At 37.4% G+C, this 24,815-nt stretch carries 22 protein-coding genes and 1 tRNA gene; 14 read left to right on the forward strand and 9 right to left on the reverse strand.

Annotation, left to right across the window (positions count from 1 at the left end):
• Positions 1 to 3: 3 nt before the first annotated feature.
• The 5 genes from argG to erpA form a co-directional block, all read right to left on the reverse strand.
• Entirely contained in the window at positions 4 to 1,338 is a 1,335-nt protein-coding gene (gene argG / locus ACPT8Q_RS05190) for an argininosuccinate synthase (RefSeq protein WP_061671246.1), read from the reverse strand.
• Between the two features lie 176 nt (positions 1,339 to 1,514).
• Complete coding sequence (locus tag ACPT8Q_RS05195) at positions 1,515 to 2,387, reverse strand: phosphoribosylaminoimidazolesuccinocarboxamide synthase (RefSeq protein ID WP_061671245.1); 873 nt, start codon at positions 2,385 to 2,387, stop codon at positions 1,515 to 1,517.
• A 165-nt stretch (positions 2,388 to 2,552) separates the two neighbouring features.
• Positions 2,553 to 4,898 carry a penicillin-binding protein 1B gene (gene mrcB, locus ACPT8Q_RS05200; protein ID WP_061671244.1) on the reverse strand — a complete coding sequence of 782 codons (2,346 nt, stop codon included), beginning with the start codon at positions 4,896 to 4,898 and terminating at the stop codon, positions 2,553 to 2,555.
• Between the two features lie 6 nt (positions 4,899 to 4,904).
• A complete protein-coding gene (locus ACPT8Q_RS05205; protein WP_061671243.1) occupies positions 4,905 to 5,258 on the reverse strand; it encodes a YacL family protein in 354 nt (117 codons plus the stop codon).
• 1 nt (position 5,259) lies between these two features.
• On the reverse strand, positions 5,260 to 5,604 hold the full coding sequence (erpA, locus tag ACPT8Q_RS05210; RefSeq protein ID WP_021035408.1) for an iron-sulfur cluster insertion protein ErpA: 345 nt from the start codon (positions 5,602 to 5,604) through the stop codon (positions 5,260 to 5,262).
• Between the two features lie 136 nt (positions 5,605 to 5,740).
• Between erpA and map the strand changes: the two genes are divergently transcribed.
• Positions 5,741 to 6,547, forward strand: a complete 807-nt coding sequence (gene map / locus ACPT8Q_RS05215; RefSeq protein WP_061671242.1) for a type I methionyl aminopeptidase — start codon at positions 5,741 to 5,743, stop codon at positions 6,545 to 6,547.
• A gap of 92 nt (positions 6,548 to 6,639) precedes the next feature.
• Complete coding sequence (gene glnD / locus ACPT8Q_RS05220; RefSeq protein WP_061671241.1) at positions 6,640 to 9,231, forward strand: bifunctional uridylyltransferase/uridylyl-removing protein GlnD; 2,592 nt, start codon at positions 6,640 to 6,642, stop codon at positions 9,229 to 9,231.
• A 109-nt stretch (positions 9,232 to 9,340) separates the two neighbouring features.
• On the opposite strand, the gene ACPT8Q_RS05225 is transcribed toward glnD, so the two are convergent.
• A complete protein-coding gene (locus ACPT8Q_RS05225) occupies positions 9,341 to 9,442 on the reverse strand; it encodes an SEL1-like repeat protein (protein ID WP_230304901.1) in 102 nt (33 codons plus the stop codon).
• A 577-nt stretch (positions 9,443 to 10,019) separates the two neighbouring features.
• Between ACPT8Q_RS05225 and wecA the strand changes: the two genes are divergently transcribed.
• Complete coding sequence (gene wecA / locus ACPT8Q_RS05230) at positions 10,020 to 11,087, forward strand: UDP-N-acetylglucosamine--undecaprenyl-phosphate N-acetylglucosaminephosphotransferase (RefSeq protein ID WP_050949439.1); 1,068 nt, start codon at positions 10,020 to 10,022, stop codon at positions 11,085 to 11,087.
• A gap of 127 nt (positions 11,088 to 11,214) precedes the next feature.
• Here the strand turns inward: wecA and ACPT8Q_RS05235 are convergent.
• Both ACPT8Q_RS05235 and orn read right to left on the reverse strand, forming a co-directional pair.
• Positions 11,215 to 11,290, reverse strand: a tRNA-Gly gene (locus tag ACPT8Q_RS05235).
• A gap of 94 nt (positions 11,291 to 11,384) precedes the next feature.
• Positions 11,385 to 11,933 (reverse strand): oligoribonuclease, encoded by a 549-nt coding sequence (gene orn, locus ACPT8Q_RS05240; RefSeq protein ID WP_050847501.1) that lies wholly within the window; start codon positions 11,931 to 11,933, stop codon positions 11,385 to 11,387.
• A 70-nt stretch (positions 11,934 to 12,003) separates the two neighbouring features.
• Here orn and rsgA point away from each other — a divergent pair, with 70 nt between their 5' ends.
• The 9 genes from rsgA (at position 12,004) to ACPT8Q_RS05285 (ending at position 20,913) form a co-directional block, all read left to right on the forward strand.
• Positions 12,004 to 13,044, forward strand: coding sequence for a small ribosomal subunit biogenesis GTPase RsgA (rsgA, locus tag ACPT8Q_RS05245; RefSeq protein WP_050949438.1), 1,041 nt, complete (start codon positions 12,004 to 12,006; stop codon positions 13,042 to 13,044).
• Positions 13,045 to 13,201: 157 nt separating this feature from the next.
• On the forward strand, positions 13,202 to 13,459 hold the full coding sequence (gene ptsH, locus ACPT8Q_RS05250) for a phosphocarrier protein Hpr (protein ID WP_005654341.1): 258 nt from the start codon (positions 13,202 to 13,204) through the stop codon (positions 13,457 to 13,459).
• Positions 13,460 to 13,538: 79 nt separating this feature from the next.
• Entirely contained in the window at positions 13,539 to 15,266 is a 1,728-nt protein-coding gene (ptsI, locus tag ACPT8Q_RS05255) for a phosphoenolpyruvate-protein phosphotransferase PtsI (protein ID WP_050949437.1), read from the forward strand.
• Between the two features lie 59 nt (positions 15,267 to 15,325).
• Complete coding sequence (gene crr, locus ACPT8Q_RS05260; protein ID WP_005688036.1) at positions 15,326 to 15,826, forward strand: PTS glucose transporter subunit IIA; 501 nt, start codon at positions 15,326 to 15,328, stop codon at positions 15,824 to 15,826.
• 137 nt (positions 15,827 to 15,963) lie between these two features.
• Complete coding sequence (locus tag ACPT8Q_RS05265) at positions 15,964 to 16,059, forward strand: hypothetical protein (protein ID WP_005689745.1); 96 nt, start codon at positions 15,964 to 15,966, stop codon at positions 16,057 to 16,059.
• 114 nt (positions 16,060 to 16,173) lie between these two features.
• Positions 16,174 to 16,539, forward strand: coding sequence for a YgiW/YdeI family stress tolerance OB fold protein (locus tag ACPT8Q_RS05270; protein ID WP_005688032.1), 366 nt, complete (start codon positions 16,174 to 16,176; stop codon positions 16,537 to 16,539).
• Between the two features lie 63 nt (positions 16,540 to 16,602).
• On the forward strand, positions 16,603 to 17,268 hold the full coding sequence (locus tag ACPT8Q_RS05275; RefSeq protein ID WP_061671240.1) for a response regulator: 666 nt from the start codon (positions 16,603 to 16,605) through the stop codon (positions 17,266 to 17,268).
• The gene (gene qseC / locus ACPT8Q_RS05280; RefSeq protein WP_005689743.1) at positions 17,265 to 18,620 is read left to right on the forward strand and encodes a quorum sensing histidine kinase QseC; all 1,356 of its coding nucleotides are present in this window, start codon (positions 17,265 to 17,267) and stop codon (positions 18,618 to 18,620) included. Before ACPT8Q_RS05275 ends, qseC begins: the two co-directional genes overlap by 4 nt.
• A 265-nt stretch (positions 18,621 to 18,885) precedes the next feature.
• Positions 18,886 to 20,913 carry a BCCT family transporter gene (locus tag ACPT8Q_RS05285; protein WP_050949436.1) on the forward strand — a complete coding sequence of 676 codons (2,028 nt, stop codon included), beginning with the start codon at positions 18,886 to 18,888 and terminating at the stop codon, positions 20,911 to 20,913.
• A gap of 36 nt (positions 20,914 to 20,949) precedes the next feature.
• Here ACPT8Q_RS05285 and ACPT8Q_RS05290 read toward each other — a convergent pair whose 3' ends face one another.
• Entirely contained in the window at positions 20,950 to 22,425 is a 1,476-nt protein-coding gene (locus tag ACPT8Q_RS05290) for a leucyl aminopeptidase (protein WP_032823616.1), read from the reverse strand.
• Between the two features lie 106 nt (positions 22,426 to 22,531).
• Here ACPT8Q_RS05290 and lptF point away from each other — a divergent pair, with 106 nt between their 5' ends.
• Together lptF and lptG are read left to right on the forward strand one after the other, a co-directional pair.
• Entirely contained in the window at positions 22,532 to 23,635 is a 1,104-nt protein-coding gene (gene lptF / locus ACPT8Q_RS05295) for an LPS export ABC transporter permease LptF (RefSeq protein WP_005664886.1), read from the forward strand.
• A complete protein-coding gene (lptG, locus tag ACPT8Q_RS05300) occupies positions 23,632 to 24,708 on the forward strand; it encodes an LPS export ABC transporter permease LptG (protein WP_050949435.1) in 1,077 nt (358 codons plus the stop codon). Before lptF ends, lptG begins: the two co-directional genes overlap by 4 nt.
• Positions 24,709 to 24,815: the final 107 nt, after the last annotated feature.

The raw sequence follows: 24,815 nt of genomic DNA on the forward strand, positions 1-24,815 counted from the left end.
GATTTATTTTTTGCCTAATTGTGGCAATACGGAATCTTTAACTGCGTTTAATAAACCTGTTTGCGCATAGATACCAAGTTTACCTCGGGTATCAGACACATCTAAATTACGCATTGTTAATTGACCGATACGATCAATAGGATCAAATGGCGCATCTTCCACTTTTTCCATACTTAAACGCTCTGCTTCGTAGGTTAAGTTTGGTGATTCGGTATTTAAGATAGTGAAGTCGTTACCACGACGAAGTTCAAGGGTTACAGTGCCTGTAATTGCTTTTGCCACCCAACGTTGAGCTGTTTCACGCAACATTAACGCTTGCGGATCAAACCAACGACCTTGATATAATAAACGACCTAAACGGATGCCATTAATACGATATTGTTCGATGGTATCTTCATTGTGAATACCTGTGACTAAACGTTCGTAAGCAATATGCAATAATGCCATCCCCGGTGCTTCATAAATACCACGAGATTTGGCTTCAATAATACGGTTTTCGATTTGGTCAGACATTCCTAAACCGTGACGCCCACCAATACGATTGGCTTCTAGAATAATATCAACTGCATTATCAAAATGTTTGCCGTTTAATGCCACAGGGACGCCTTCTTCAAAAGTAACTGTGACTGTTTCAGGTTTAATTTCTACATTGTCATCCCAAAATGCGACCCCCATAATTGGTTTCACAATTTTCATTCCTGTGCTTAATTGTTCTAAGTCTTTTGCTTCGTGGGTTGCACCGAGCATATTGGAATCAGTGGAATAGGCTTTTTCAACGGACATTTTGTAGTCAAAACCATTTTCAATAAGGAATTGAGACATTTCTAAACGACCGCCAAGTTCTTCAATAAATTGTGCATCCAACCAAGGTTTGTAAATTTTTAAATTAGGGTTTGTTAATAAGCCATAACGATAGAAACGCTCAATATCATTCCCTTTGAAAGTTGAGCCGTCGCCCCAAATGTTTACATCATCTTCTTTCATTGCTGCAACAAGCATTGTGCCTGTTACTGCACGACCAAGTGGTGTGGTGTTAAAGTAGGGAATGCCGCCTGTCGAAATATGGAATGCGCCACATTGAATTGCGGCAATACCCTCGTGAGCAAGTTGTGCACGGCAATCAATTAAGCGCGCATTTTCTGCACCATACGCCATTGCTTTTTTAGGGATTGCGTTGTAATCGTCTTCATCGGGTTGCCCTAAATTGGCAGTGTAGGCATAAGGTACAGCACCTTTTTGACGCATCCAAAGTAATGCTGCACTGGTATCTAAGCCGCCAGAGAAAGCGATTCCCACTTTTTGACCTTTAGGTAAGCTCTGTAAAATAGTATTTGACATATATTTTCCTTACTAATAATTAGGATTGAATAAATAATCGATTTTTGTGAATAAAAAATCGATAAAATATAACCGCACTTTTCCTGTTTGTCTAGTATTTTATGCATTAAGGCTAAAAATCTTTATTTGTAATAATGCATAAAAATCCCTGCTGTAAAAAGCAGGGATTTTGATTTCTATTTTGTTAATAAATCCAGTGCTTCTTGATATTTATCAACGGTTTTCTGAATAATATTTTCTGGCACTTTTGGTGCGGGGGCTTGTTTATTCCAGCCGCTATTTTCTAACCAATCGCGTACAAATTGTTTATCGAATGATGGAGGATTTGTTCCTGCTTGGTAAGTATCCACAGACCAAAAACGGCTAGAATCTGGTGTTAATACTTCGTCCATTAAAGTGAGCGTGCCATTTTCATCTAAACCAAATTCAAATTTTGTGTCGCAAATAATAATTCCTTTAGTCAGTGCATATTCTGCAGCCGTGGTATAAAGTGCAATAGCTTTTTCTTTTACTTGTGCGGCTAAATCAGAGCCGATAAGTTTTTCACATTCTGTATAGCTGATATTTATATCGTGATTACCAACTTCTTCTTTGCTTGATGGTGTGAAAATAGCTTCGGGTAATTTGCTGGCCTCAACTAAGTTTTCAGGTAATTTTAAACCGCAAATCGTGCCTGTTTGTTTGTAATCTTTTAAACCACTGCCAGTTAAATAGCCACGTACAATAGATTCAATTTTAATCGGGGTTAAACGTTTACACACGACGGCACGATCTTTGATTAAATCCGCTTCTTCTTTGGGTAGTACATCATAAACGCTGTCGCCAGTGAAATGATTGGGCATAATGTGAGCAAGTTTATTAAACCAAAAATTGGAAATTTGCGTCAGAATTTCACCTTTTCGTGGAATGGGATCATCTAAAATAACATCAAAGGCAGATAAGCGATCAGAAGCAACCATTAGCATGCGTTTATCATTGATTTCATAGAGATCACGTACTTTACCTGAATAGATTTTTTTTAGACTTAGCGTGAGGGATTGTTGTGTCATCCTTTTGCACCTGTATGAAAAAAACTGGCGAATATTATACCGCACTTTTAATGCAAATAAAGCAAACGTTTGCTATTTTTAAAAAGAAATAAAAATTCCCTGAAATTTCAGGGGAAGTATAGGGGGTAAAATGTTTATTATTGGAAATTCAGTAAATCCTATTAATTATTGAGCGGGTGGATTGGGATTATCCAATACGTCCCACAGGCTTTCTTGTGGTGGTGTTTCTGTTTCAGTTGTTGGCGTGAGAGAGGGAGATGATATTTCTCCACGGAAATTCTGACCATTATTTAGCCAAACAGGAATTGTTCGATAACTCTCACAATCCCAGCCACCGTATTGATTTATCCCCACCCATTTCACTGTTGCAGGAGGCGTAATTGCTAATTTTTCAATATTCGTACGGTTTAAATAATCTTTATAAATTTGCAATGCGCCAGAAGCCCCAGTCAGTTTTGTTTCGCCATTATCATCGCGACCAAGCCAAACTGTGCTGATATTTTTTCCGTCAATTCCCACAAACCACGTATCGCGAGCTTCATTGGTTGTGCCTGTTTTGCCTGCTAAATGTAAATCAGCGTAATCTTTTTGCAAACTACGTGCAGTGCCTCGTTCAACAGTTTGTTGCATCGCAAATAAGGTTTGGAATGCCGCTTCTTGTGCTACCACTTGTTTTGCGGTTTTATCATGTTGATAAATGATATTTCCTTGACGATCCGCAATGGTATCTACGGTTGTGAGCGAAATTCTCCCCCCTTGATTGGCAATAGTTTGATAAAGTTTTGTGACATCATAAGGCGAGATGGTATAAGAACCGAGTAACATCGCAGGCACTTTAGGAATTTCTACATTATCCCAGCCCATCGCTTTTTGTGTGTCAATAACTTTACTCAAGCCGACTTTCATTCCAATATTCACTGTCGGAATATTTAAAGAACGGGCTAAGGCATCCATTAACATTACCGAACCGCTATATTTTTTGTCATAGTTGCGTGGCTGCCAAGGTGGGCTACCTTTGAAATTAATCGTAATTGGCTGGTTATTAATTAGGGTATTTAAACGGAACTGTTCTGGATTAGAAAGTGCGGTCAAATAAATAGAAGGTTTTACTAAAGAACCAATCTGACGTTTTGCCATTAATGCACGATTAAAGCCTGCATATTGCGTTTGCAAACCGCCAACCACTGCACGAATTTCGCCTGTGCGATAATCCGTTATAATCATCGCCCCCTCTAAATGGGGATTTTTCGTTTTCAGTTGTAATTGCGAAACGGTATTGACCACGGCATTTTCCGCTTGAGTCTGTTGTTTTAAATCCATTGTGGAAAAAATACGTGCGCCAAGTAAGCTCGACATTTTGTGTTCGCCCAGTTCACGGCGTAAATCTGCTTGTAAAGTTTGAATAAACGCAGGGTATTTACGCGAGATTTGCCCTTTCTTTTGCACACCTAAAGGTCGCTGACTTAATAATTGATAAAGTTCATCGCCGATCATTTTATGCTCAAGCATTAGCTTTAAAACAATGTTGCGACGTTCGAGTGCGTTTTGCGGATTTCGCCACGGATTATAAAGTGAAGGCCCTTTGACCATCCCCACTAAAAGGGCAATTTGATCTAAGCTAATTTCACGAATCGAACGACCAAAATAAAATTGGCTGGCTAATTCAAAACCGTGAATTTGCGTATCGCCATTTTGTCCGAGATAAATTTCATTGAGATAGGTTTCGAGAATGCGGTTTTTATCGTAACGCCAATCTAGCACCAATGACATCAAGGCTTCGTTGGCTTTGCGTGTAATGGTGCGTGCACGCGATAAAAATAAATTTTTGACTAATTGTTGAGTGAGTGTACTTCCTCCCTGTACAGTTTGACCTGCACGAATATTGGCAATTAATGCGCGTAAAATCCCCACGGGATTAATGCCATTATGTTCATAAAAGCGGCGATCTTCCGTTAAAATTAATGTATCAATTAATAAACGGGGATAATTTTGCAAAGGAATTGCAAGACGATCTTCGTTGTCTGATTGCAACATCGCAATTAATTTTGGTGCAAGACGAAATTCATCAACAGTTTTGACTGTGACTAAATCTTCAATGCGAGATAACTTATTATTGCTAAAACGCAAACGTAAAACTCGTTGTGGTTCTGCTTTATCGGGGAAAGGAAAAGCGCGACGAAGTACTACAATGCTATCATCTTCTAACTTGAAGTCGCCAGGGGCGGCTACCATTGTGGTTTGGCGATATTCGTTATCTAATAAAATTTGAATGACTTCATCAAAAGTGAGATTATCGGCAATTTTAACACTTTCTAAGCGACTATAAACTTCCGCAGGCAAATGCCAAATTTGACCGTCCATTTTAGAACGAATTTGCCAATCAAGATAACCTCCATAAAAAATCGTTAAGACAAGCGCAGTGAAGCTAAATTTCAGTAAAAAACCTTTAAAAGTGCGGTTATTTTTTGGCGTGTTTTTCGATGATTTTTTAGCGGAGTGTTGAGAAGTCATAGTGAGTTAAGCAATAAAATCAACATAAGATTGGAGAAAATGAATAAAATCTTGCGTACCGCAAAAAGCAAGGCTTTCTTCATCATAATAGTGGAAATCTTGTTCTAAAATTTCATCTGATTCAATGGCGAGATTGTTGGCGCGCACCATTACTTCATCAGCATTTAAAAATAACGTATATTCCGCACCGACTAAGATTTTTTCTTGATTTTCAATAAGTGATTTTGCAGAGGAAAGTGCGGTTAAAATCTTGTCTGAATTTGACCGCACTTCTGTATTGAACCAGTTAGCAAGGGCAATGTGTTCCATTGAACATTTTACGGATACATTGCCTTGATAATGTGTAAATTGGAAATCCATCTTAGATACTAAAGGATGAACCACAGCCACAAGTGCTGGTGGCATTTGGATTATTTACAGTAAAGCGTGAACCCTCTAAACCCTCAGTATAATCGACTGTACCGCCGATTAAATATTGTAAACTCATCGGGTCAATCACAAGTTGAACACCTGATTTTTCAATGGTTAAATCGCCGTCATTGACTTTTTCATCAAAGGTAAAACCATATTGGAAACCGCTGCACCCCCCCCCTGTGATATACACACGTAATTTCAAATTAGTATTTTCTTCTTCGCTGATTAAACTTTTTACTTTATTTGCTGCTGCATCAGTAAATGTCAGTGGCACTGCAATATCATCTATCATAACTATTTCCTACTTTCCTAAAATTTCAATCCTGCCATTATCTAATAACCCTTTACTCCATTCAAGTGTAATCCAGTTTTTTCCTAGAAATCGTGCTATAATCTCGCAAAGTTTTTTTCAAAAAAGTGAGATAAAAATGGCTATTCCAATTAGAACTGAAAAAGAAATTGTAAAATTACGCGAGGCATGTAAATTGGCTTCCGATGTGCTTGTGATGATTGAACCTTACGTAAAAGCAGGCGTAACCACAGGCGAGCTTGATCGCATTTGTCACGAATATATGGTAAATGAACAAAAGGTTATTCCCGCTTGTTTGAATTATCACGGTTTCCCAAAGGCAACCTGTATTTCCATTAACGAAGTCGTTTGTCACGGTATCCCAAGTGACGATAAAGTGCTTAAAAATGGCGATATTGTGAATATTGATGTTACCGTGATTAAAGACGGTTATTTTGGCGATAACTCAAAAATGTATATCGTGGGTGGCGAAACGAATATTCGTAGTAAAAAGTTAGTGGAAGCCGCACAAGAGGCATTATATGTTGGGATACGCACTGTAAAACCCAATATTCGTTTAAATGAAATAGGTAAAGCTGTGCAAAAATATACGGAAAGTCAAACTTTCAGTGTTGTGCGTGAATATTGCGGACACGGCGTTGGTACAGAATTTCACTGCGAACCTCAAGTATTGCATTATTACGCAGATGATGGCGGTGTGATTTTAAAACCCGGAATGGTGTTCACGATTGAACCAATGATTAACGCAGGCAAAAAAGAAGTGCGTGTGATGGGAGATGGTTGGACAGTAAAAACCAAAGATCGTAGTCATTCAGCACAATATGAACATCAACTTGTTGTCACGGAAAGTGGTTGTGAAGTGATGACTATTCGTGATGAAGAAATTGCAGAAGGTCGAATTTCACGGATTATGATTAATATGTAATTGACATTAAATTGTAAGTAGGGGCGTAGATATACGCCCTTTTTGTTTTTCTTTATAATAAAGCCACTTCTAACCACTAAAGGGCAATCAACATGCTGTTTCCTTTGTCATTATCTTCTCCTTTAACGCCAAGTGCGGTCAAAATTGAGCGAGAAAATCTCAAGCAATTTGAGCTCGAGAATTTTTCTCGTTATTCCATTTTTGAGCTGATTGAAAATCGCAGTGATTTTTATGATGCCTTATTGATTCAACTTTGGCAGGAAATGGGATTAACTGAACAACTGGGGATTTCTTTAATTGCGGTGGGCGGTTATGGACGGCGTGAGATGTTTCCTTTGTCGGATTTAGATTTTTTAATTTTGGTCGAGCAAACACCAATCCCAGAAATTGAAGAAAAGATTACCCAATTTATCCAATTTTTATGGGATTGTGGCTTTGAGGTGGGACATAGCGTCCGAACCTTACGACAATGCGAATTGGAAGGAAAACAAGATATTACGATTGCCACCAATTTATTAGAAGCAAGATTTCTCACTGGAAATCGACCGCACTTTGATGCGCTAAATGAATTGGTAAAACGTGCAGATTTTTGGTCGAAAGAAGATTTTTTTAATGCCAAAGTGCAAGAGCAAATAGAACGTTATCAGCGTTATCACAATACGGCTTATAACCTTGAGCCAGATATTAAGTACAGCCCCGGTGGCTTGCGTGATTTGCATTTGTTGTATTGGGTGGCGTTGCACCATTCGGGGGCGCTGACCCTTGAAGCCATTTTACAAAGTGGTTTTATTTATCCTCAAGAATATCAGCAACTACAAGAAAGTCGTGCTTTTTTATTTAAAGTGCGGTTCGCTTTGCATTTGATTTTGAAACGTTACGATAATCGTCTGTTGTTTGATCGCCAAATTAAAGTCAGTGAATTGTTGGGTTTTCGAGGGGAAGGCAATCAAGCTGTGGAAAAAATGATGAAATGTTTTTTCCAAGCATTGCACCGAATTTCCCTTATTAGTAATTTGTTGATTCAGCATTATCGAGAAAATGTGCTTTCATCAAATCAGGATAGCGTGATTGATCAGTTAGACGATGATTTTCAACTGATTAACCAATGCTTATGTTTGCGTAATAGCCGTGTTTTTCAAGAAAAACCAGCACGAATTTTAGATCTATTCTTTTATTTAACGCAGTACGAACAGGCCAATATTCATTCTGATACCTTGCGTCAATTACAAATTTCCTTAGAGCAATTACCACAAAAATTATGTGAAATTCCTGCTGCTCGGGAAAAATTTCTGCGTTTGTTTAATCAACCTAATGCGATTAAGCGTGCGTTTATGCCGATGCACCAATATGGCGTATTAACTGCGTATCTTCCGCAATGGCAAGCCATTGAGGGCTTAATGCAATTTGATTTATTCCATATTTATACGGTGGATGAGCATACATTACGCGTGATGTTGAAATTGGAAAGTTTTCTGTCACAGGAAAGTGCGCAAGAACATCCGATTGCCCATCGAATTTTTAGTCAACTTTCTGACCGCACTTTGCTTTATATTGCGGCGTTGTTCCACGATATTGCAAAAGGGCGGGGCGGTGATCACGCAGAACTTGGTGCTGTGGATGTTGCAGACTTTGCGCAATTACATGGTTTAGATCGTCGAGAAATTGATACCCTTGCTTGGCTCGTAAAATCCCATTTACTGATGTCAATTACTGCGCAACGCCGTGATATTCATGATCCTGAAGTCGTCATGAATTTTGCGGAAGCCGTGCAAAATCAAGTTCGATTAGATTATCTCACTTGTTTAACGGTGGCGGATATTTGTGCAACCAATGGTAATTTATGGAATAGCTGGAAACGTTCGCTTTTTGCCTCTTTATATGAATTTACCGAACAACAATTTGCACAAGGCATGAAAGAATTGCTTGATTATTCAGAAAAATCGGCAGAAAACCGAAAACTTGCACAACAAATTTTAACGCAGGATTATTCCAATATTGCACTAATCTCGATTGAGCAATTATGGGAGCGTTGCCCTGAAGATTATTTTGTGCGTAATACGCCAAAACAAATCGCATGGCATACAAGTTTGCTGGTGGATTTAGTTGAGGCATTATTAGTGAAAATTAGTAATCGCTTTTCACTTGGTGGCACGGAAGTGTTTATTTATTGCCAAGATCAACCGCACTTATTTAATAAAGTGGTGAGTACCATTGGTGCAAAAAAATTCAGTATCCACGATGCACAGATTATTACAACACAAGATGGTTATGTTTTTGATAGCTTTATCATCACAGAACTTAATGGAGAATTAGTGGAATTTGATCGTCGCCGAGAATTAGAGCAAACCCTAACAGTAGCCCTTCAAAGTGAAAAATTACCCGCACTTTCTATTACACTTAATCGCCAGCTTCAACATTTTACTGTACAAACCGACGTGCGTTTTTTACACGAAAACAAAAAAGAGCATACTGAAATGGAACTGGTTGCCTTGGATAAAGCAGGGTTATTAGCCCAAGTGAGCCAGATTTTCACTGAGTTAAATCTCAATTTATTGAATGCGAAAATTACCACAGTGGGCGAGAAAGCCGAGGATTTTTTTATTTTGACGAACCAATTTGGGCAAGCACTTGCAAGAGAGGAAAGGGAAATATTAAAACAAATTCTTGTGAAAGAAATTAACTAACTAATAGTATAGTTTTACGACGATATATTCGTTGTAGAAGATTAGGTCTGATTTTCTACAAAAAAGGACGCTTTCAGCGTCCTAATTTCAAAATGATTTCGCTACATTTTTAAAGTATCACAAGCCTTTTATTACCCTTATCACAAGCCTTACGGAACCATTCTTTAGCTTTTGAAAGGTCACGTTTAACACCTTCTCCATTGTGATACATCGTCCCCAAATTAAATTGAGCCTTTGCATGTCCCTGTGCAGCTAAAGGTTGCAAAAGTTTGAGGGCAGTTTGATAGTCTCCTTTATTAGCAGCTTCAAAGCCTTGTTGAAATTTCTGTTCTGGCGTATCTGCCTAAGCCGTAGATTGAACAGAAAAAATTGAAGTAGCTAACAATGCGCTAGTGAGAAATGTTTTTGTCAGTTTCATATAATAATCTCTAGATTGATTTATAGAAGACGCCAAAATTTTTGTTTGGCAATATATTTTTAGTATCTACTGAATTGTCAAACTAAAAACGAGTCGTCATTATACTTTGAATTTATAACCTAACTGAAACACTTTCTTGATTTTTTAACGGTTAAATAAGGCAATATGTGTAGCTATTCATAAGGTTGATATCTTTCTTGTTGTACTAAACAAATTATATTTGATGTCCTTATAAACTACTTGGGGGGAGCTGTTAAATTTAAATATAAAAACAGTGGCGTTGAAGTGAAAAATAGTGGTTCTTGAAAAATATATTTCTAGGTAAATTTGCCTTATGTTATCCTTTGCAAAAAATTTTTAGGATCACATTATGTTGAGTATTTTTGTTACTTTTCTTGGCTCGTTTTTAACATTGATTGTGATGCGACCAGTTGCCAATTGGATTGGATTAGTTGATAAGCCAAATTATCGTAAACGTCATCAAGGCGCAATTCCGCTAATCGGTGGCGTGTCGCTTTTTGTTGGTAATCTTTGCTATTACCTAATGGAATGGGATCAGCTTCGATTACCGTATCTCTATTTGTTCAGTATTTTTGTTTTATTGGCGATTGGGATTTTAGATGATCGCTTTGATATTAGCCCTTTTTTAAGAGCAGGCATTCAAGCAATATTGGCGATTTTAATGATCGATCTTGGGAATGTTTATCTTGATCATCTTGGTCAAATTTTAGGGCCTTTCCAATTAACGCTGGGTTCTATTGGGCTGATTATCACTGTATTTGCCACTATCGCGATTATTAATGCCTTTAATATGATTGATGGTATTGATGGATTGCTTGGTGGGCTTTCTTGCGTTTCTTTTGCGGCAATTGGTATTTTAATGTATCGAGATGGGCAAATGGATATGGCACATTGGAGCTTTGCTTTAATCCTGTCGATTTTACCTTATTTGATGCTAAATCTAGGGATTCCATTTGGACCGAAATATAAGGTGTTTATGGGCGATGCGGGGAGTACATTAATTGGTTTTACCATTATTTGGATTTTGTTATTGAGTACGCAAGGAAAAGGGCATCCTATGAATCCAGTAGCCGCACTTTGGATCATTGCGATTCCTTTGATTGATATGGTTGCGATTATTTATCGCCGTGTACGTAAAGGTAAAAGTCCATTCCGCCCAGATCGTTTACACGTTCATCATTTAATGGTGAGAGCAGGTTTAACATCAAGACAAGCCTTTTTATTGATTACGCTTGTTTCGGCAGTTTGTGCAACTATCGGTATTTTAGGGGAAATTTATTATGTGAATGAATGGGCGATGTTTGTCGGCTTTTTCATTTTATTTTTCCTTTATGTCTATTCAATTACGCGTGCGTGGCGAATTACCCGTTGGGTCAGAAGAATGAAACGCCGTGCAAAACGGTTGAAAAAAGCATAAAAATAAAGGCTTGTGTTATTAAATCACAAGCCTTTATTTTTTGAGAAAATTCACCGCACTTTAGAGTTTGGGCGATATGTTTTGTAGATAGAAAAAATCCCCAGCCTTTTGGCTAGGGATTGAAATCTGGAGCGGGAAACGAGGCTCGAACTCGCGACCCCAACCTTGGCAAGGTTGTGCTCTACCAACTGAGCTATTCCCGCAGTTCACATCAGTGAATGGGGTAGTATTATACAAATATTTTTAGGGCTTGCAAGGGCAATTTCATAAAAAGAAATTTTTTTGTTGAAGTTTTCGTCAATCTAATTTGATGAAATGTTCGCGATAATAAGCTAGCTCTTTAATGGATTCTCGAATGTCATCAAGAGCCAAATGGGTATTTTCTTTTTTAAAGCTTTCTAAAATTTCAGGTTTCCAACGCGCTGCAAGTTCTTTTAATGTGCTTACATCTAAATAGCGATAATGAAAATAATCGGCTAAATCAGGCATATATTTCACTAAGAAGCGTTTATCTTGGGCAATGCTGTTACCGCAAATTGGCGACGCACCTTTCGGCACCCATTTTTTTAAAAAGTCTAAGGTTTGTAATTCTGCTGCACGTTCGGTAAGTTTACTGGCTTTTACGCGTTCAATTAAGCCGTTTTCACTATGCGTTTTTTGGCACCAATCATTCATTTTATTGAGTAATTCATCAGACTGATGAACCGCTAATACTGGGCCCTCTGCCAAAATATTCAAATTTTTATCTGTCACAATAGTGGCAATTTCAATAATACGTTCTTTTTCCGGATCTAAACCGGTCATTTCTAAATCAATCCAAATAAGATTTTGTTTATCGAATGGCATAATATCAGGTATCCTATGCAAAAATTTTTTTCATTTTACCAAAAACAAGGGAAAAAACGACCGCACTTTTATGGCTAAACGTAAATTAACTCAAAACCAAACCAGAAGAATTCAATCGAATAATGCGAAAACATTACATCGCCATAAGAAAAAAGACATTGAATGGTCAGATGAAATGTTGGGCGAATCGCAAGAAGGCGTTGTGGTCACACGTTATTCTATTCACGCAGATGTTGAAAATGAACAAGGCAAAATTTATCGTTGTAATTTGCGTCGTACCCTGTCGAGTTTGGTGGTAGGAGATAAAGTTGTTTGGCGTAAAGGCAATGAACAATTACAAGGTGTGAGTGGCGTGATTGAGGCGATTCATCCTAGAGAAAATGAAATTTCCCGCCCTGATTATTATGATGGCTTGAAACCCATTGCGGCGAATATTGATCGTATTATTATTGTATCAGCAGTATTGCCAACGCTTTCCTTAAATATTATCGATCGTTATCTTGTTGTGTGTGAAATAGCCGAAATCAAGCCATTAATTGTTTTGAATAAAGTGGATTTATTGACGCAGGAACAGCGTCAAGAAATTGAAGAACAACTTAAAATTTACCAAGATATTGGCTATGAGATTTTAATGATTTCAGCAAAGAGCGGTGAAAATATGGAAAGATTAACCGCACTTTTGGCACAAGGCACGGCGATTTTTGTTGGGCAATCTGGTGTTGGTAAATCGAGTTTAATTAATCATATTTTGCCTAGCGTAAATGCTCAAGTAGGGGATGTGAGCGAAACATCAGGCTTGGGACAGCATACCACGACATCGTCACGTCTTTACCATTTGCCACAAGGCGGTAATTTAATTGATTCGCCCGGAATTAGAGAATTTGGGCTTTGGCATTTAGATGCAGAGCAAATCACAAAAGGCTATCGAGAATTTCAATATGTTTTGGGCACCTGTAAATTCCGTGATTGTAAACATTTGAGCGATCCAGGGTGTGCGTTACGTGAAGCCGTTGAGCAAGGGAAAATTTCGCCTGTTCGTTATGATAATTATCATCGATTAATTGAAAGTTTAAGTGAAACAAAATCACAACGTCATTTTTCAGCAGTTTAACGATTGTGATTGTGCATAATAAATAAACTATTTGCCCTTTTTTATGATTTAATTCAGGCTTTTTGGTGTTTATTCTTGATTATTTTGTTTTGAAAAAGGATACTAGGGCAATTTTCTGGTTTTATATTTTTAATCATTGATTAGTCGAGGTAGCATTATGTATTCAAAAGATGTGGAAATTATTGCGCCAAACGGTTTACACACGCGCCCTGCCGCACAATTTGTGAAAGAAGCGAAAGCATTTTCTTCTGAAATTACAGTAACCTCTGGGGGAAAAAGTGCAAGTGCAAAGAGCTTATTTAAGTTGCAAACATTAGCTTTAACGCAGGGAACAATACTTACCATTTCTGCTGATGGAGAAGACGAGCAACAGGCAGTTGAACATTTAGTCGCGTTAATTCCTACTTTAGAATAATTCTTACTTAGCCATAAAATTGTGAAATTTTATGGCTATTGTTTATTTATTACTTTGTTAATAGTTTCGGAAGGTATCTATGATTTCTGGCATTCTCGCATCCCCAGGTATTGCCTTTGGTAAGGCACTTGTTCTTAAAGAAGAAAAGATTGTTCTTGATACGCAAAAAATTACAGATGATCAAATTGATGAAGAAGTCGCTCGATTTTATGAAGGGCGTGCTGCTGCGGTAGAACAACTTAATTCAATTAGAGAACGCGCATTAATTTCTTTAGGCGAAGAAAAAGCCGCAATCTTTGAAGGGCATTTGATGATTCTTGAGGATGAAGAATTAGAAGAAGAAATTCTTGATTATCTTCGTTCAAATAAAGTGAATGCAGGTGTTGCAGCGAGTAAAATTTTAGATCAACAAGTGACAATGTTATCTGAAATTGATGATGAATATTTGAAAGAACGTGCAGGCGATATTCGGGATATTGCTAACCGTTTAGTTAAAAATATTTTGGGCATGCACATTGTTGATCTTGGCGATATTCAGGAAGAATCTATTCTTGTTGCTTATGATCTGACTCCCTCAGAAACCGCCCAACTTAATCTCGAAAAAGTATTAGGGGTTGTCACTGATATTGGTGGCAGAACTTCCCATACTTCGATTATGGCGCGTTCTTTAGAATTGCCAGCGATTGTTGGTACAAATAAAGTGACTAAATTAGTCAATACGGGCGATTACTTAATTTTAGATGCGATAAATAATCAAGTTTATATTAATCCAACGGCATCTCAAATTGATGAATTAAAAGCACTCGAAGCGAAAATTTCTGAGGAAAAAGCAGAGTTAGCTAAATTAAAAGATCTTCCTGCAATCACATTGGATGGACATAAGGTTGATGTTGCCGCGAATATTGGGACGATCCGTGATTGTGACGGGGCAGAACGTAATGGGGCGGAAGGGATTGGGCTATACCGAACTGAATTTTTATTTATGGATCGTGAGCAGCTTCCCACAGAAGAAGAACAATTTATTGCCTATAAACAAGTGGTAGAAGCTATGAACGGACGTTTAACCGTGCTTCGTACGATGGATATTGGTGGCGATAAAGAGCTTTCATATTTAGATTTACCAAAAGAAATGAATCCATTCTTGGGATGGCGTGCGATTCGTATTGCGTTAGATCGGCGTGAAATTTTAAATGCACAATTACGTGCGGTGTTACGTGCTTCAGCCTTTGGTAAATTGGCTGTGATGTTCCCGATGATTATTTCTGTAGAAGAAATTCGAGAATTAAAAGCGGTTATTGAAACATTAAAAGCGGAATTACGTGCAGAGGGGAGAGTGTTTGATAATAATATCCAAGTTGGTGTAATGGTCGAAACCCCCTCTGCCGCAGTAAATGCAAAATTTTTAGCAAAAGAAGTAGATTTCTTTAGTATCGGAACTAATGATTTAACTCAATATACTTTGGCTGTAGATCGCGGTAATGAGTTTATTTCCCATCTTTATAATCCAATGCACCCTTCAGTGCTTGGTTTAATTAAACAAGTGATTGATGCCTCTCACACAGAAGGAAAATGGACGGGAATGTGTGGGGAATTAGCAGGGGATGAACGCGCGACTTTATTGTTACTTGGTATGGGATTAGATGAATTTAGCATGAGTGCGATTTCTGTACCTCGCATTAAAAAATTAATCCGTAATGTAAATTTCCAAGATGCAAAAGCGCTTGCTGATGCCGCATTACAAAAACCGACCGCTGCAGAAATTGATCAATTAATTGAAGAATTTTTGCTGGAAAATTCATTAAATTAAACAAAAGTATTTGATTTTACGTTAAAATAGCAGCCATCTTGAATGGATAGGAGATTAAAATGGGCTTATTTGACAAGTTATTTGGTTCAAAAGAAAACAAATCTGTGGAAGTTGAAATTTATGCACCGATCTCTGGCGAGATCGTTAATATTGAAGATGTTCCTGATGTGGTTTTCTCTGAAAAAATCGTTGGCGATGGTGTTGCTGTTCGTCCTATTGGTAACAAAATCGTTGCGCCAGTGGATGGTGTGATTGGTAAAATTTTTGAAACCAATCACGCTTTTTCAATGGAATCAAAAGAAGGCGTAGAATTATTTGTACACTTTGGTATTGATACTGTTGAGTTGAAAGGCGAAGGCTTTACTCGTATTGCACAAGAAGGTCAATCTATTAAGCGTGGTGATACCGTGATTGAATTTGATCTTCCTTTATTAGAATCAAAAGCAAAATCTGTCTTAACACCAATCGTAATTTCAAATATGGATGAAATTTCTTGTATCGTAAAAAAATCAGGCGAAGTAGTGGCTGGAGAATCAGTGGTATTAGCCTTAAAGAAATAATTTGTTTACGATAAAAAAAAGTCCGCCTTTGTGCGGATTTTTTATTTATTATAGTTACCTAGGGTAAGTATACCCCAGGCTAATTTAAGTGCTATCCCGTTGGGGTAGTTTTACGCTCAGAAACGACCGCACTTTCTTTGAAAGAAGGCGAGGCTGCTTTTATTACTGCAAATGCTTCTTATGAAGTGGACGGCTTAATTGAAGGCTATGCAGTGGTCGCGAAATTGCCTTGATAAAGTCTTACCAAAAAAGTATAGTCCTCTTAATCTTTTATTAAGATTTATTTGTTTTAATACACACATCCAAGCAATGGTGCTTGAAATTAACTAACTTAAAAAGGAAACGTCATGAAAAAATTTGCATTAGCAACAATCTTCGCATTAGCAACCACTTCAGCATTTGCTGGTTTTAATGGCAATAATAGTCAAGGTGGTTTTCAACAAACAGCCCCTGCTGCAATTAGCGTAAAACAAGCTTTATCTGCGGCTGATAATTCAATGATTACTTTGGTGGGTAATATTACACAACAAATTGATGACGATGAATTTTGGTTTACTGATGGGACAGGGCAAATCAAGATTGAAATCAAAAAACGCGTTTGGAATGGTTTAAACGTAGATTCAAAGGATAAAGTGAAAATTTATGGAAAATTGGATAACGAAGCCTTTGAGAAAGCAGAACTTGATGTATTGCGCGTTGAAAAAGCAGAATAATTATCTTTGAAGATAGCGGGCGTTAGCTCGCTATTTTTGTTTATAAAGTGCGGTCAATTTTTTATGAGAATTTTATTGATAGAAGACGATAATCTAATCGGCAATGGGTTACAGATTGGTTTAACTAAACTTGGTTTTGCGGTGGATTGGTTTACCGATGGAAAAACAGGAATGGTTGCTTTAACCTCTGCGCCTTATGATGCGGTGGTATTGGATTTAACCTTGCCTAAACTTGATGGATTAGATGTATTGCAACAATGGCGATCTAATCATCAAGATGTTCCCGTATTAATTTTGACTGCTCGCGATACTTTAGATGAACGAGTTAAAGGTTTACAAAGTGGTGCAGATGATTATCTTTGCAAGCCTTTTGCTTTGGCTGAAGTCGCCGCACGTTTACAAGCCCTTATTCGTCGTCGTTATGGACATCATCATTCTGTGATAGAACAGTCTGGGGTTAAGCTCGATCAGAATCAACGTTTCGTTTGGCTGAATAATCAACTTATTTCTTTAACAAGCCGTGAATATAAATTATTAGAATTATTTATGTTGAATAAAGATCGTGTGTTGTCTCGCACATCGATTGAAGAAAAATTATCCAGTTGGGATGAAGAAATTAGCAGTGGTGCATTGGATGTGCATATTTATAATTTACGCCAAAAATTGGGGAAACAATTTATTCGCACGGTACACGGTGTTGGATATGCTTTAGGACAAGTTGAAAAATGAAAAATAGAAGCATTACTTTGCGTCTTATTTCTGTGCTTTCTTTAACCGCACTTTTAGTTTGGTTTGGTTCTACGCTGGTGGCTTGGTGGCAAGTACGTCACGATGTGAATAAAGTTTTTGATGCACAACAAGTTCTCTTTGCCGAACGGCTCGCTAATTCTGATTTAAGTGCTATTTTGTTGGAATCTAGCACAAAGCTAGATAAAAATTCACAGTCGGCATTAAAAAAAAGTTATGACGATGATGCCTTAGCCTTTGCTATTTTTTCTAAAACAGGGAAACTTTTATTTAGTGATGGACGAAATGGAAAACGTTTTATTTTTAATAATAAAACGGGGTTTCATAATGCGAATATTTATGATGATGACGATAAATGGCGAATTTTTTGGCGTACGGCAGCTAATGGAGAATTATTTATCGCAGTAGGGCAAGAATTAGATTACCGTGAAGATTTAATTGAAGAAATGATTTTTGGGCAAATGTGGATTTGGTTTGCCAGTTTGCCTATTTTGATTATCGTTTTAGGATGGTTGATTCATAAAGAACTTCGACCAATTAAACGTTTAAGCCAAGAAGTGCAAAGGAGAAAATCTGGCGATGTGTCATTGCTGAATACGGAGGGGCTACCCGTTGAGATTTTACCCTTAGTAAAAAATTTAAATCAATTTTTTGACCGCACTTCAGCTATGCTGCAACGAGAACGCCGTTTTACTTCTGATGCAGCTCACGAATTACGTAGTCCATTGGCGGCATTGCGTATTCAAACTGAAGTTGCGCAACTCGCTGGCGATGATATAGCGTTACGAGAACAAGCACTTTTACATTTAACGCAAGGCATTGATCGGGCTTCGCAATTGATTGAACAATTATTAACGCTCTCTCGTTTGGATAATTTGCAAGCCTTAGAAACACTACAGCCGCTTGATTGGGAAGCCATTGTTCAATCATTAATTTCTGAGCGTTATTTTGTGGCAGAAAAACGTAAAATTACCTTGGTTTTTGAGAAAGAATCTGAACCAAAGCAAAAACAAGGGCAATCAATTTTAGTTTCATTGATGCTTAGAAATTTACTCGACAATGCCATTAAATATTGTCCAGAAGAAACAACCGTTTCAGTAAAAATTGCATCTTCTCAGATTATTATTGAAGATAATGGTGGCGGCGTTGAGCCTGAAGATTTGAAAAAACTTGGTCAGCGTTTTTATCGTCCAGCTGGGCAAAATGAAAAGGGCAGTGGCTTGGGGCTTTCTATTGTTATGCGAATTGCGGAATTACACGGATTTAAAGTGCGGTTAGAAAATGTAATAAAAGAAAGTCAAAGAATTGGCTTAAAAGCAATAATATACTTGTAGAAATGGCTTTAAAATAAATGATATTTGTGCGGTAAATTATTTTGTAAATTTTACCGCACTTTTCACTTTAGCTTTCGCTAATTTGAAATAATGACTGTATTTTGTTAATATATACAAGTTTTTGGAAACAATCCTTCAATTCCTACTGAACGTTTCCTTCAAAATCGCACTTCTATGTGCTGTCCTTTGTAGTGGTTCCATTACACATTTTTGCCTCTAGGCAATTTTTATTAAATCTATTCACTTAATCGTTAAGGGGAAAAGTTTGTCTTTATCTCAATTTATGGCAAAGAGAACGTCATTTAATCCTTTGGTAATTGGCGTTACATTATTTTTTGTGTTGTTACTGATGGCAATGATTTTTATTGCGCCAGAGCAAACTCAAGCATTATTGAATCAAGCTAAAAGTGGTATTTTTGCTAATTTTAGTTGGTTTTATGTACTCACTTTTTCAGTGTTTTTAGGATTTTTATTAATTTTATCAGTAAGTAGTCTTGGCAATATAAAATTAGGGCAGGATGAAGAAGAACCTGAATTTAGTTTCTTATCTTGGCTTGCAATGTTATTTGCCGCTGGAATGGGGGTGGGGTTGATGTTTTTTGGCGTAGCAGAACCATTAACCCATTATCTTTCTGACATTACAGCAGGTTCTGCAGAACATAAACAACAAGAGGCTTTACTTCATACTCTGTTCCACTGGGGCATTCACGCTTGGGCAGTATATGGCACCATTGCTTTAGCATTAGCTTATTTTGGGTTTCGTTATAAATTACCTTTAGCGTTGCGCTCTTGTTTTTATCCTTTATTAAAAGATCGTATTAATGGCAAAATCGGCGATGCGATTGATGTTATGGCATTACTTGCCACATTGTTTGGGATTATTACTACATTAGGTTTCGGTTCATCACAGCTTGGTGCAGGACTTGAACAAATAGGTTGGATAAGCCAGAACAGCTTTGGTTTACAAGTTGGCGTTATTGTTGTGGTGATGTGTTTAGCGGTGTTTTCTGCTATTTCTGGTGTTGGAAAAGGCGTGAAAATATTAAGTGAAATTAACTTAACTTTAGCATTTTGTTTACTTCTCTTTGTTTTAATTGCAGGACCTACGTTATACCTTTTATCTGCATTTAGCGACAATATGGGGAATTATTTCAGCAATTTAGTGCAACTCAGTTTTAAAACCTATGCTTATGAACAAGAACATACTAGCTGGTTTAGTGGATGGACTGTGCTTTATTGGGCTTGGTGGTGTTCTTGGGCTCCGTTTGTGGGTTTATTTATTGCCCGTATTTCTAAAGGACGAACTATCCGTGAATTTATTTTTGGTGTATTAGTTATTCCAAGTTTATTTGGTATTTTATGGTTTACTGTTTTTGGTAATACAGCAGTATGGCTAAATGATGGCATTGCTGCGGGCGGGCTTGGCGAATTTATTTCTTCCCCAGAAATTTTATTATTTAAATTTTTAAATTATCTGCCTTTGCCAACAGTAACAGGCTTTGTGAGTTTATTAGTGATTTCATTGTTTTTTATCACTTCAGCGGATTCAGGCATTTATGTGTTAAATAACATTGCATCTCGTGATAAAAGTTTAGCTTCGCCTGCGTGGCAAGCCATAATGTGGGGAACTTTAATGTCTGTTGTTGCAATTGTGCTTATGCAGTCTGGTGGACTTGCTAATTTGCAAACAATGACATTAATTGTTGCCTTGCCTTTTGCTTTATTAATGTTGGTAATGTGTTTTAGTTTATGGAAAGGCTTAATTGCGGATAAAAAATATTTTTCTACTAAAGTCAATCCAACTAGCATTTTCTGGAGCGGCGATAAATGGAAATCACATTTAGAGCAAATGATGAACCAAACGCAAGAGAAAGATATTTTACGTTTTCTTAAAAATACGGCGTTACCCGCTATGCGAGAATTACGTCAAGAATTAACAGGAAAATATAATTTAAGTGTAGAAATCAACAGATTATTTGAACAAGAAGAGCCAGCTTTGGAATTGGTAATTCATAAAGAATCAATGCGAGATTTTATGTATGGTATTAAATCTGTTGGGCGAGAAGTGTCAGAGCAACTAATTAACGATGAAAATCTACCGCACATTCAGCATAGCACTACTTATGAACCTTACACTTATTTTTTTGATGGACGAGTCGGTTACGATGTTCAATATATGGATCAAGATGAATTGATTGCTGATATGTTGAAACAATATGAACGTTATTTAAGTTTGCTTGATGATGTGGGTCAGGAACTAATGGCACACGAGCAAACCGAATTAGCAGAGTAATCGATTTAAAGGTGCAACGTGTGCCTCGTTTTTTGGTTATTTAACTTGATTAATCAAAAATTGGGTTAATAGCGAAACTGGGCGACCAGTTGCACCTTTATTTGCGCCTTGTAACCAAGCCGTACCTGCAATGTCTAAATGTGCCCAGCGATATTTTTTCGTGAAGTTAGACAAAAATGCACCAGCAGTAATTGCGCCCCCCCAGCGACCCCCAATATTGGCAAGGTCGGCGAAAGGCGATTTCAATTGCTCTTGATATTCTTCGCTTAATGGTAAACGCCACGCTTTGTCAGTAGTTTCTGTTGAGGCTTGGAGTAGTGCATTGGCAAGAGCGTTATCTGTAGAAACTAATCCGCTATTGTGTTGGCCAAGGGCAACCACACAAGCCCCCGTTAAGGTTGCAACATCAATAACAAGCTCTGGTTCAAAGCGTTCAACATAAGTAAGGGCATCACAAAGGACTAAGCGACCTTCTGCATCGGTATTGAGCACTTCTACGGTTAAACCGTTCATGGTAGTCAGAATATCGCCTGGGCGATAAGCATTGCCATCTGGCAGATTTTCACAACCAGCTAAAACACCAATAATGTTTAAAGGCAAATTCAACTCTGCAATGGCTTTCATTGTGCCGAAGACAGAGGCAGCCCCACACATGTCATATTTCATTTCATCCATGTCAGCGGCAGGTTTAAGTGAAATACCGCCCGCATCAAAGGTTAATCCTTTGCCGACAAGTACAATTGGTTTGGCGTTTTTATCTGGCGCATTATTGAATGTCAAAATAGACATGTAAGCACGGTTTTCAGAGCCTTTTGAGACGGCAAGATAAGCGTTCATTCCAAGTTTTGCCATTTCTTCTTCATCCACAACTTTCAATGCAAGTGCGGTAGAATTTTCTGCTAAATTTTTTGCTTGTTCAGCAAGATAAGCAGGGTTGCAGATATTTGGCGGCATATTTGCGATGTCGCGTGCTGCTTTTATGCCTGAGCTAATGGCATTGGCGTGAGCAATGGCTTGTTGTGCTTGTTCGCAATCCGCATTAAAGATGAAGGATTCTAAAACAGAGGCTTCCGTTTTTTGAGATTTGAAATGATCAAATTGATAATTAGTGTGTTCAATCGTTTCAATGGCAAAGCGGATATTCCAATAAAGATCGCGATCTTTTAATTCAATTTCAGTTAAATAAGAAACAACTTCACGCGTGTTGGTTTCTTTTAGCGTTTTTAATACAGCTTGGATGATTTGTTTATATTGACGCTCCGTGAGTTCTCCTTTTTTGCCACAGCCAACGATTAATACGCGTTTAGCAGATAAACCTTGAAGATCACGAAGTAAAACGATTTGGGCTAATTTTCCAGTTAGCTCACCTGATTTCACTAAATCGTTTAAATAGCCTTGGGTTAATTGATCGATTTCATTAAAACTTTTTGAAAATTCATTATTTTCATAGACGCCTAAAACAATGCAATCAGTGGTTTGAGAAAGTGCGGTATTTTTTGCTTGATATTTCATTTGTTATCCTTAAATTTCTGTTTAATTCAGCGAAAATAAGGTATCATACGCGACCGATTTTATCCAGTTTTCCCCCGTTTAGATTTAGAAAAACAAACGAAATAAGATGATTTTAATTCGATATTTAATAAAAGAAGTTTTCAAAAGCCAAATCGCAATTTTACTAATTTTGCTATTGATTTTTTTTAGTCAGCAGTTTGTACGTGTATTAGGTGCGGCGGCAAATGGGAATGTGCCAGCTGATTTGGTTTTCTCTTTATTAGGCTTAGGAATGCCGACAATGGCTCAGTTGATGTTGCCGCTATGTTTATTTATTGCAATTTTACTGACTTTTGGTCGCCTTTACGCTGAAAGTGAAATCACAGTGATGCGCGCGTGCGGTGTGGGGCAACGGATTTTGGTTAAAGTGGCATTGATTATGTCTTTATTAACAGCAGGTATTGCCGCTTATAACGCATTATGGCTTTCGCCTTGGGCAATTCAAAAACAAGTGAATATAGTGGAAGATGCAAAGGCTAATCCAACCGTTGGCGTGCTGTCTTCAGGTCAGTTTATTTCTACCAACAACAATAACGTTGTGTTATTTATTGATAAGATTAAAGATAACCAAATCCGCAATGTTTATTTATTTCAAATGACTCCTCAAAAACAAACAAAACCTTCAGTGGTAACGGCTGAAAAAGGGGAATTAATTGCGTTACCAAATGGCGATCAAGTATTAAATTTGAAAAATACAAAAAGGGTTGAAGGAACTTCTGTTTTGCCAGATTTTCGCATTACACATTTTGATGAATATCGTGCCTATTTAGGTTATCAAGCAGCAGAAAATACCAATGATGAAGCAGCAGAATTAACATTATCTCAACTTATCGATTTAGATTCTTCTTCTGCGAAAGCTGAATTGCATTGGCGTATTACCTTAATTTTGGCAGTGCCATTAATGGCATTGATTGCTGTACCATTAAGTCGCGTAAATCCTCGACAAGGTAGATTTGCCAAAATTTTACCCGCACTTTTACTCTATTTAATTTATTTCTTGTTACAAAGCTCTTTTAAATCTGCAGGTGCAGCGGGAAAATTAGAGGCTGAACTCTTAATGCCGCTTGTTAATATCGGATTTTTCTTACTTGCGGTGGTGTTGAATAGCTGGGACAGTAAAATAATGTATAAATTTCGCTATTTATTTAGTCAGAAAGGATCGGCAAAATGATAAATACCCTTGATCGTTATATTGGAAAAAGTATTCTTGGCGCGATTTTTGCTACTTTAATGACTTTAGTGGGATTGTCGGCGATTATTAAATTTGTCGAACAATTTCGTAGTGTAGGTAAAGGCACTTATGATATTTGGCAAGCGGTAATTTTTACTGGTTTAACTATGCCTAAAGATATTGAAACTTTCTTTCCTATGGCAACATTGCTTGGTGCATTAATTGCACTAGGTAATCTTGCTAGCAGAAGCGAACTTGTTGTTATGCAATCAGCAGGATTTTCTCGCTTTAAAATTGGAATGGCCGTGATGAAAACTGCATTACCATTAGTAGTATTTACAATGATTATTGGGGAGTGGGGAATTCCACAAACAGAACAATTTGCACGAGATATGCGCGCTAAGGCTCTTTCTGGTGGTTCTATACTTTCAATAAAAAATGGCGTGTGGGCGAAAGATGGTAATAATTTTGTATTTGTTAGGCGGGTAACGGATGATGCAAAATTAGACGATATTTATATTTATACCTTTGATCAACAGCATAATTTAACAGAATTAAAACATTCAAACCAAGCGAGTTATTCTGAAGATGAAGCTAAATGGACATTGCGTCAAGTTAATCATTCAACGATTACAAAAGATGAAATCATTACAACGAATCATTTATTAGAAACTTGGGAAACTAGTTTAACGCCAGATAAATTAGGTGCGGTTTCTTTGCGCCCGACATCATTATCTATCTCTGGTTTATATCATTACATTTCATTTCTGCGTGAAACAGGGCAAGATGTGAGTCGTTTTGAACTCACGTTTTGGCGTAAAATTTTCCAGCCTATATCCGTTGGCGTAATGATGTTATTAGCCTTATCTTTTATCTTTGGATCGCTACGCAGCGTGACAGCAGGCGCAAGGATAGTTACTGGGATTTGTGTAGGATTCTTATTTTATGTCGTTAATGAAATTTTAGGACAAATGAGCGTGGTTTATGGTATTCCAGCCATTTTCGGCGCATTGATCCCGAGCTTGCTTTTCATTGTGATGATTTGGTGGTTGTTAAGTCATAAGCGAGATTAGCTTTAAGGGGATAAATTAGTTGAATTGATTCATTGTTATTTAATAAATAGGGGAATGTTTAATTATGAATTTATTTAATGCAAATCCTGAAAATAATAAGTTTGCAT

The organism is Haemophilus sp. HN_Hi10 (assembly GCF_049821985.1).
In the GTDB taxonomy this organism is placed as follows: domain Bacteria; phylum Pseudomonadota; class Gammaproteobacteria; order Enterobacterales; family Pasteurellaceae; genus Haemophilus; species Haemophilus influenzae_D.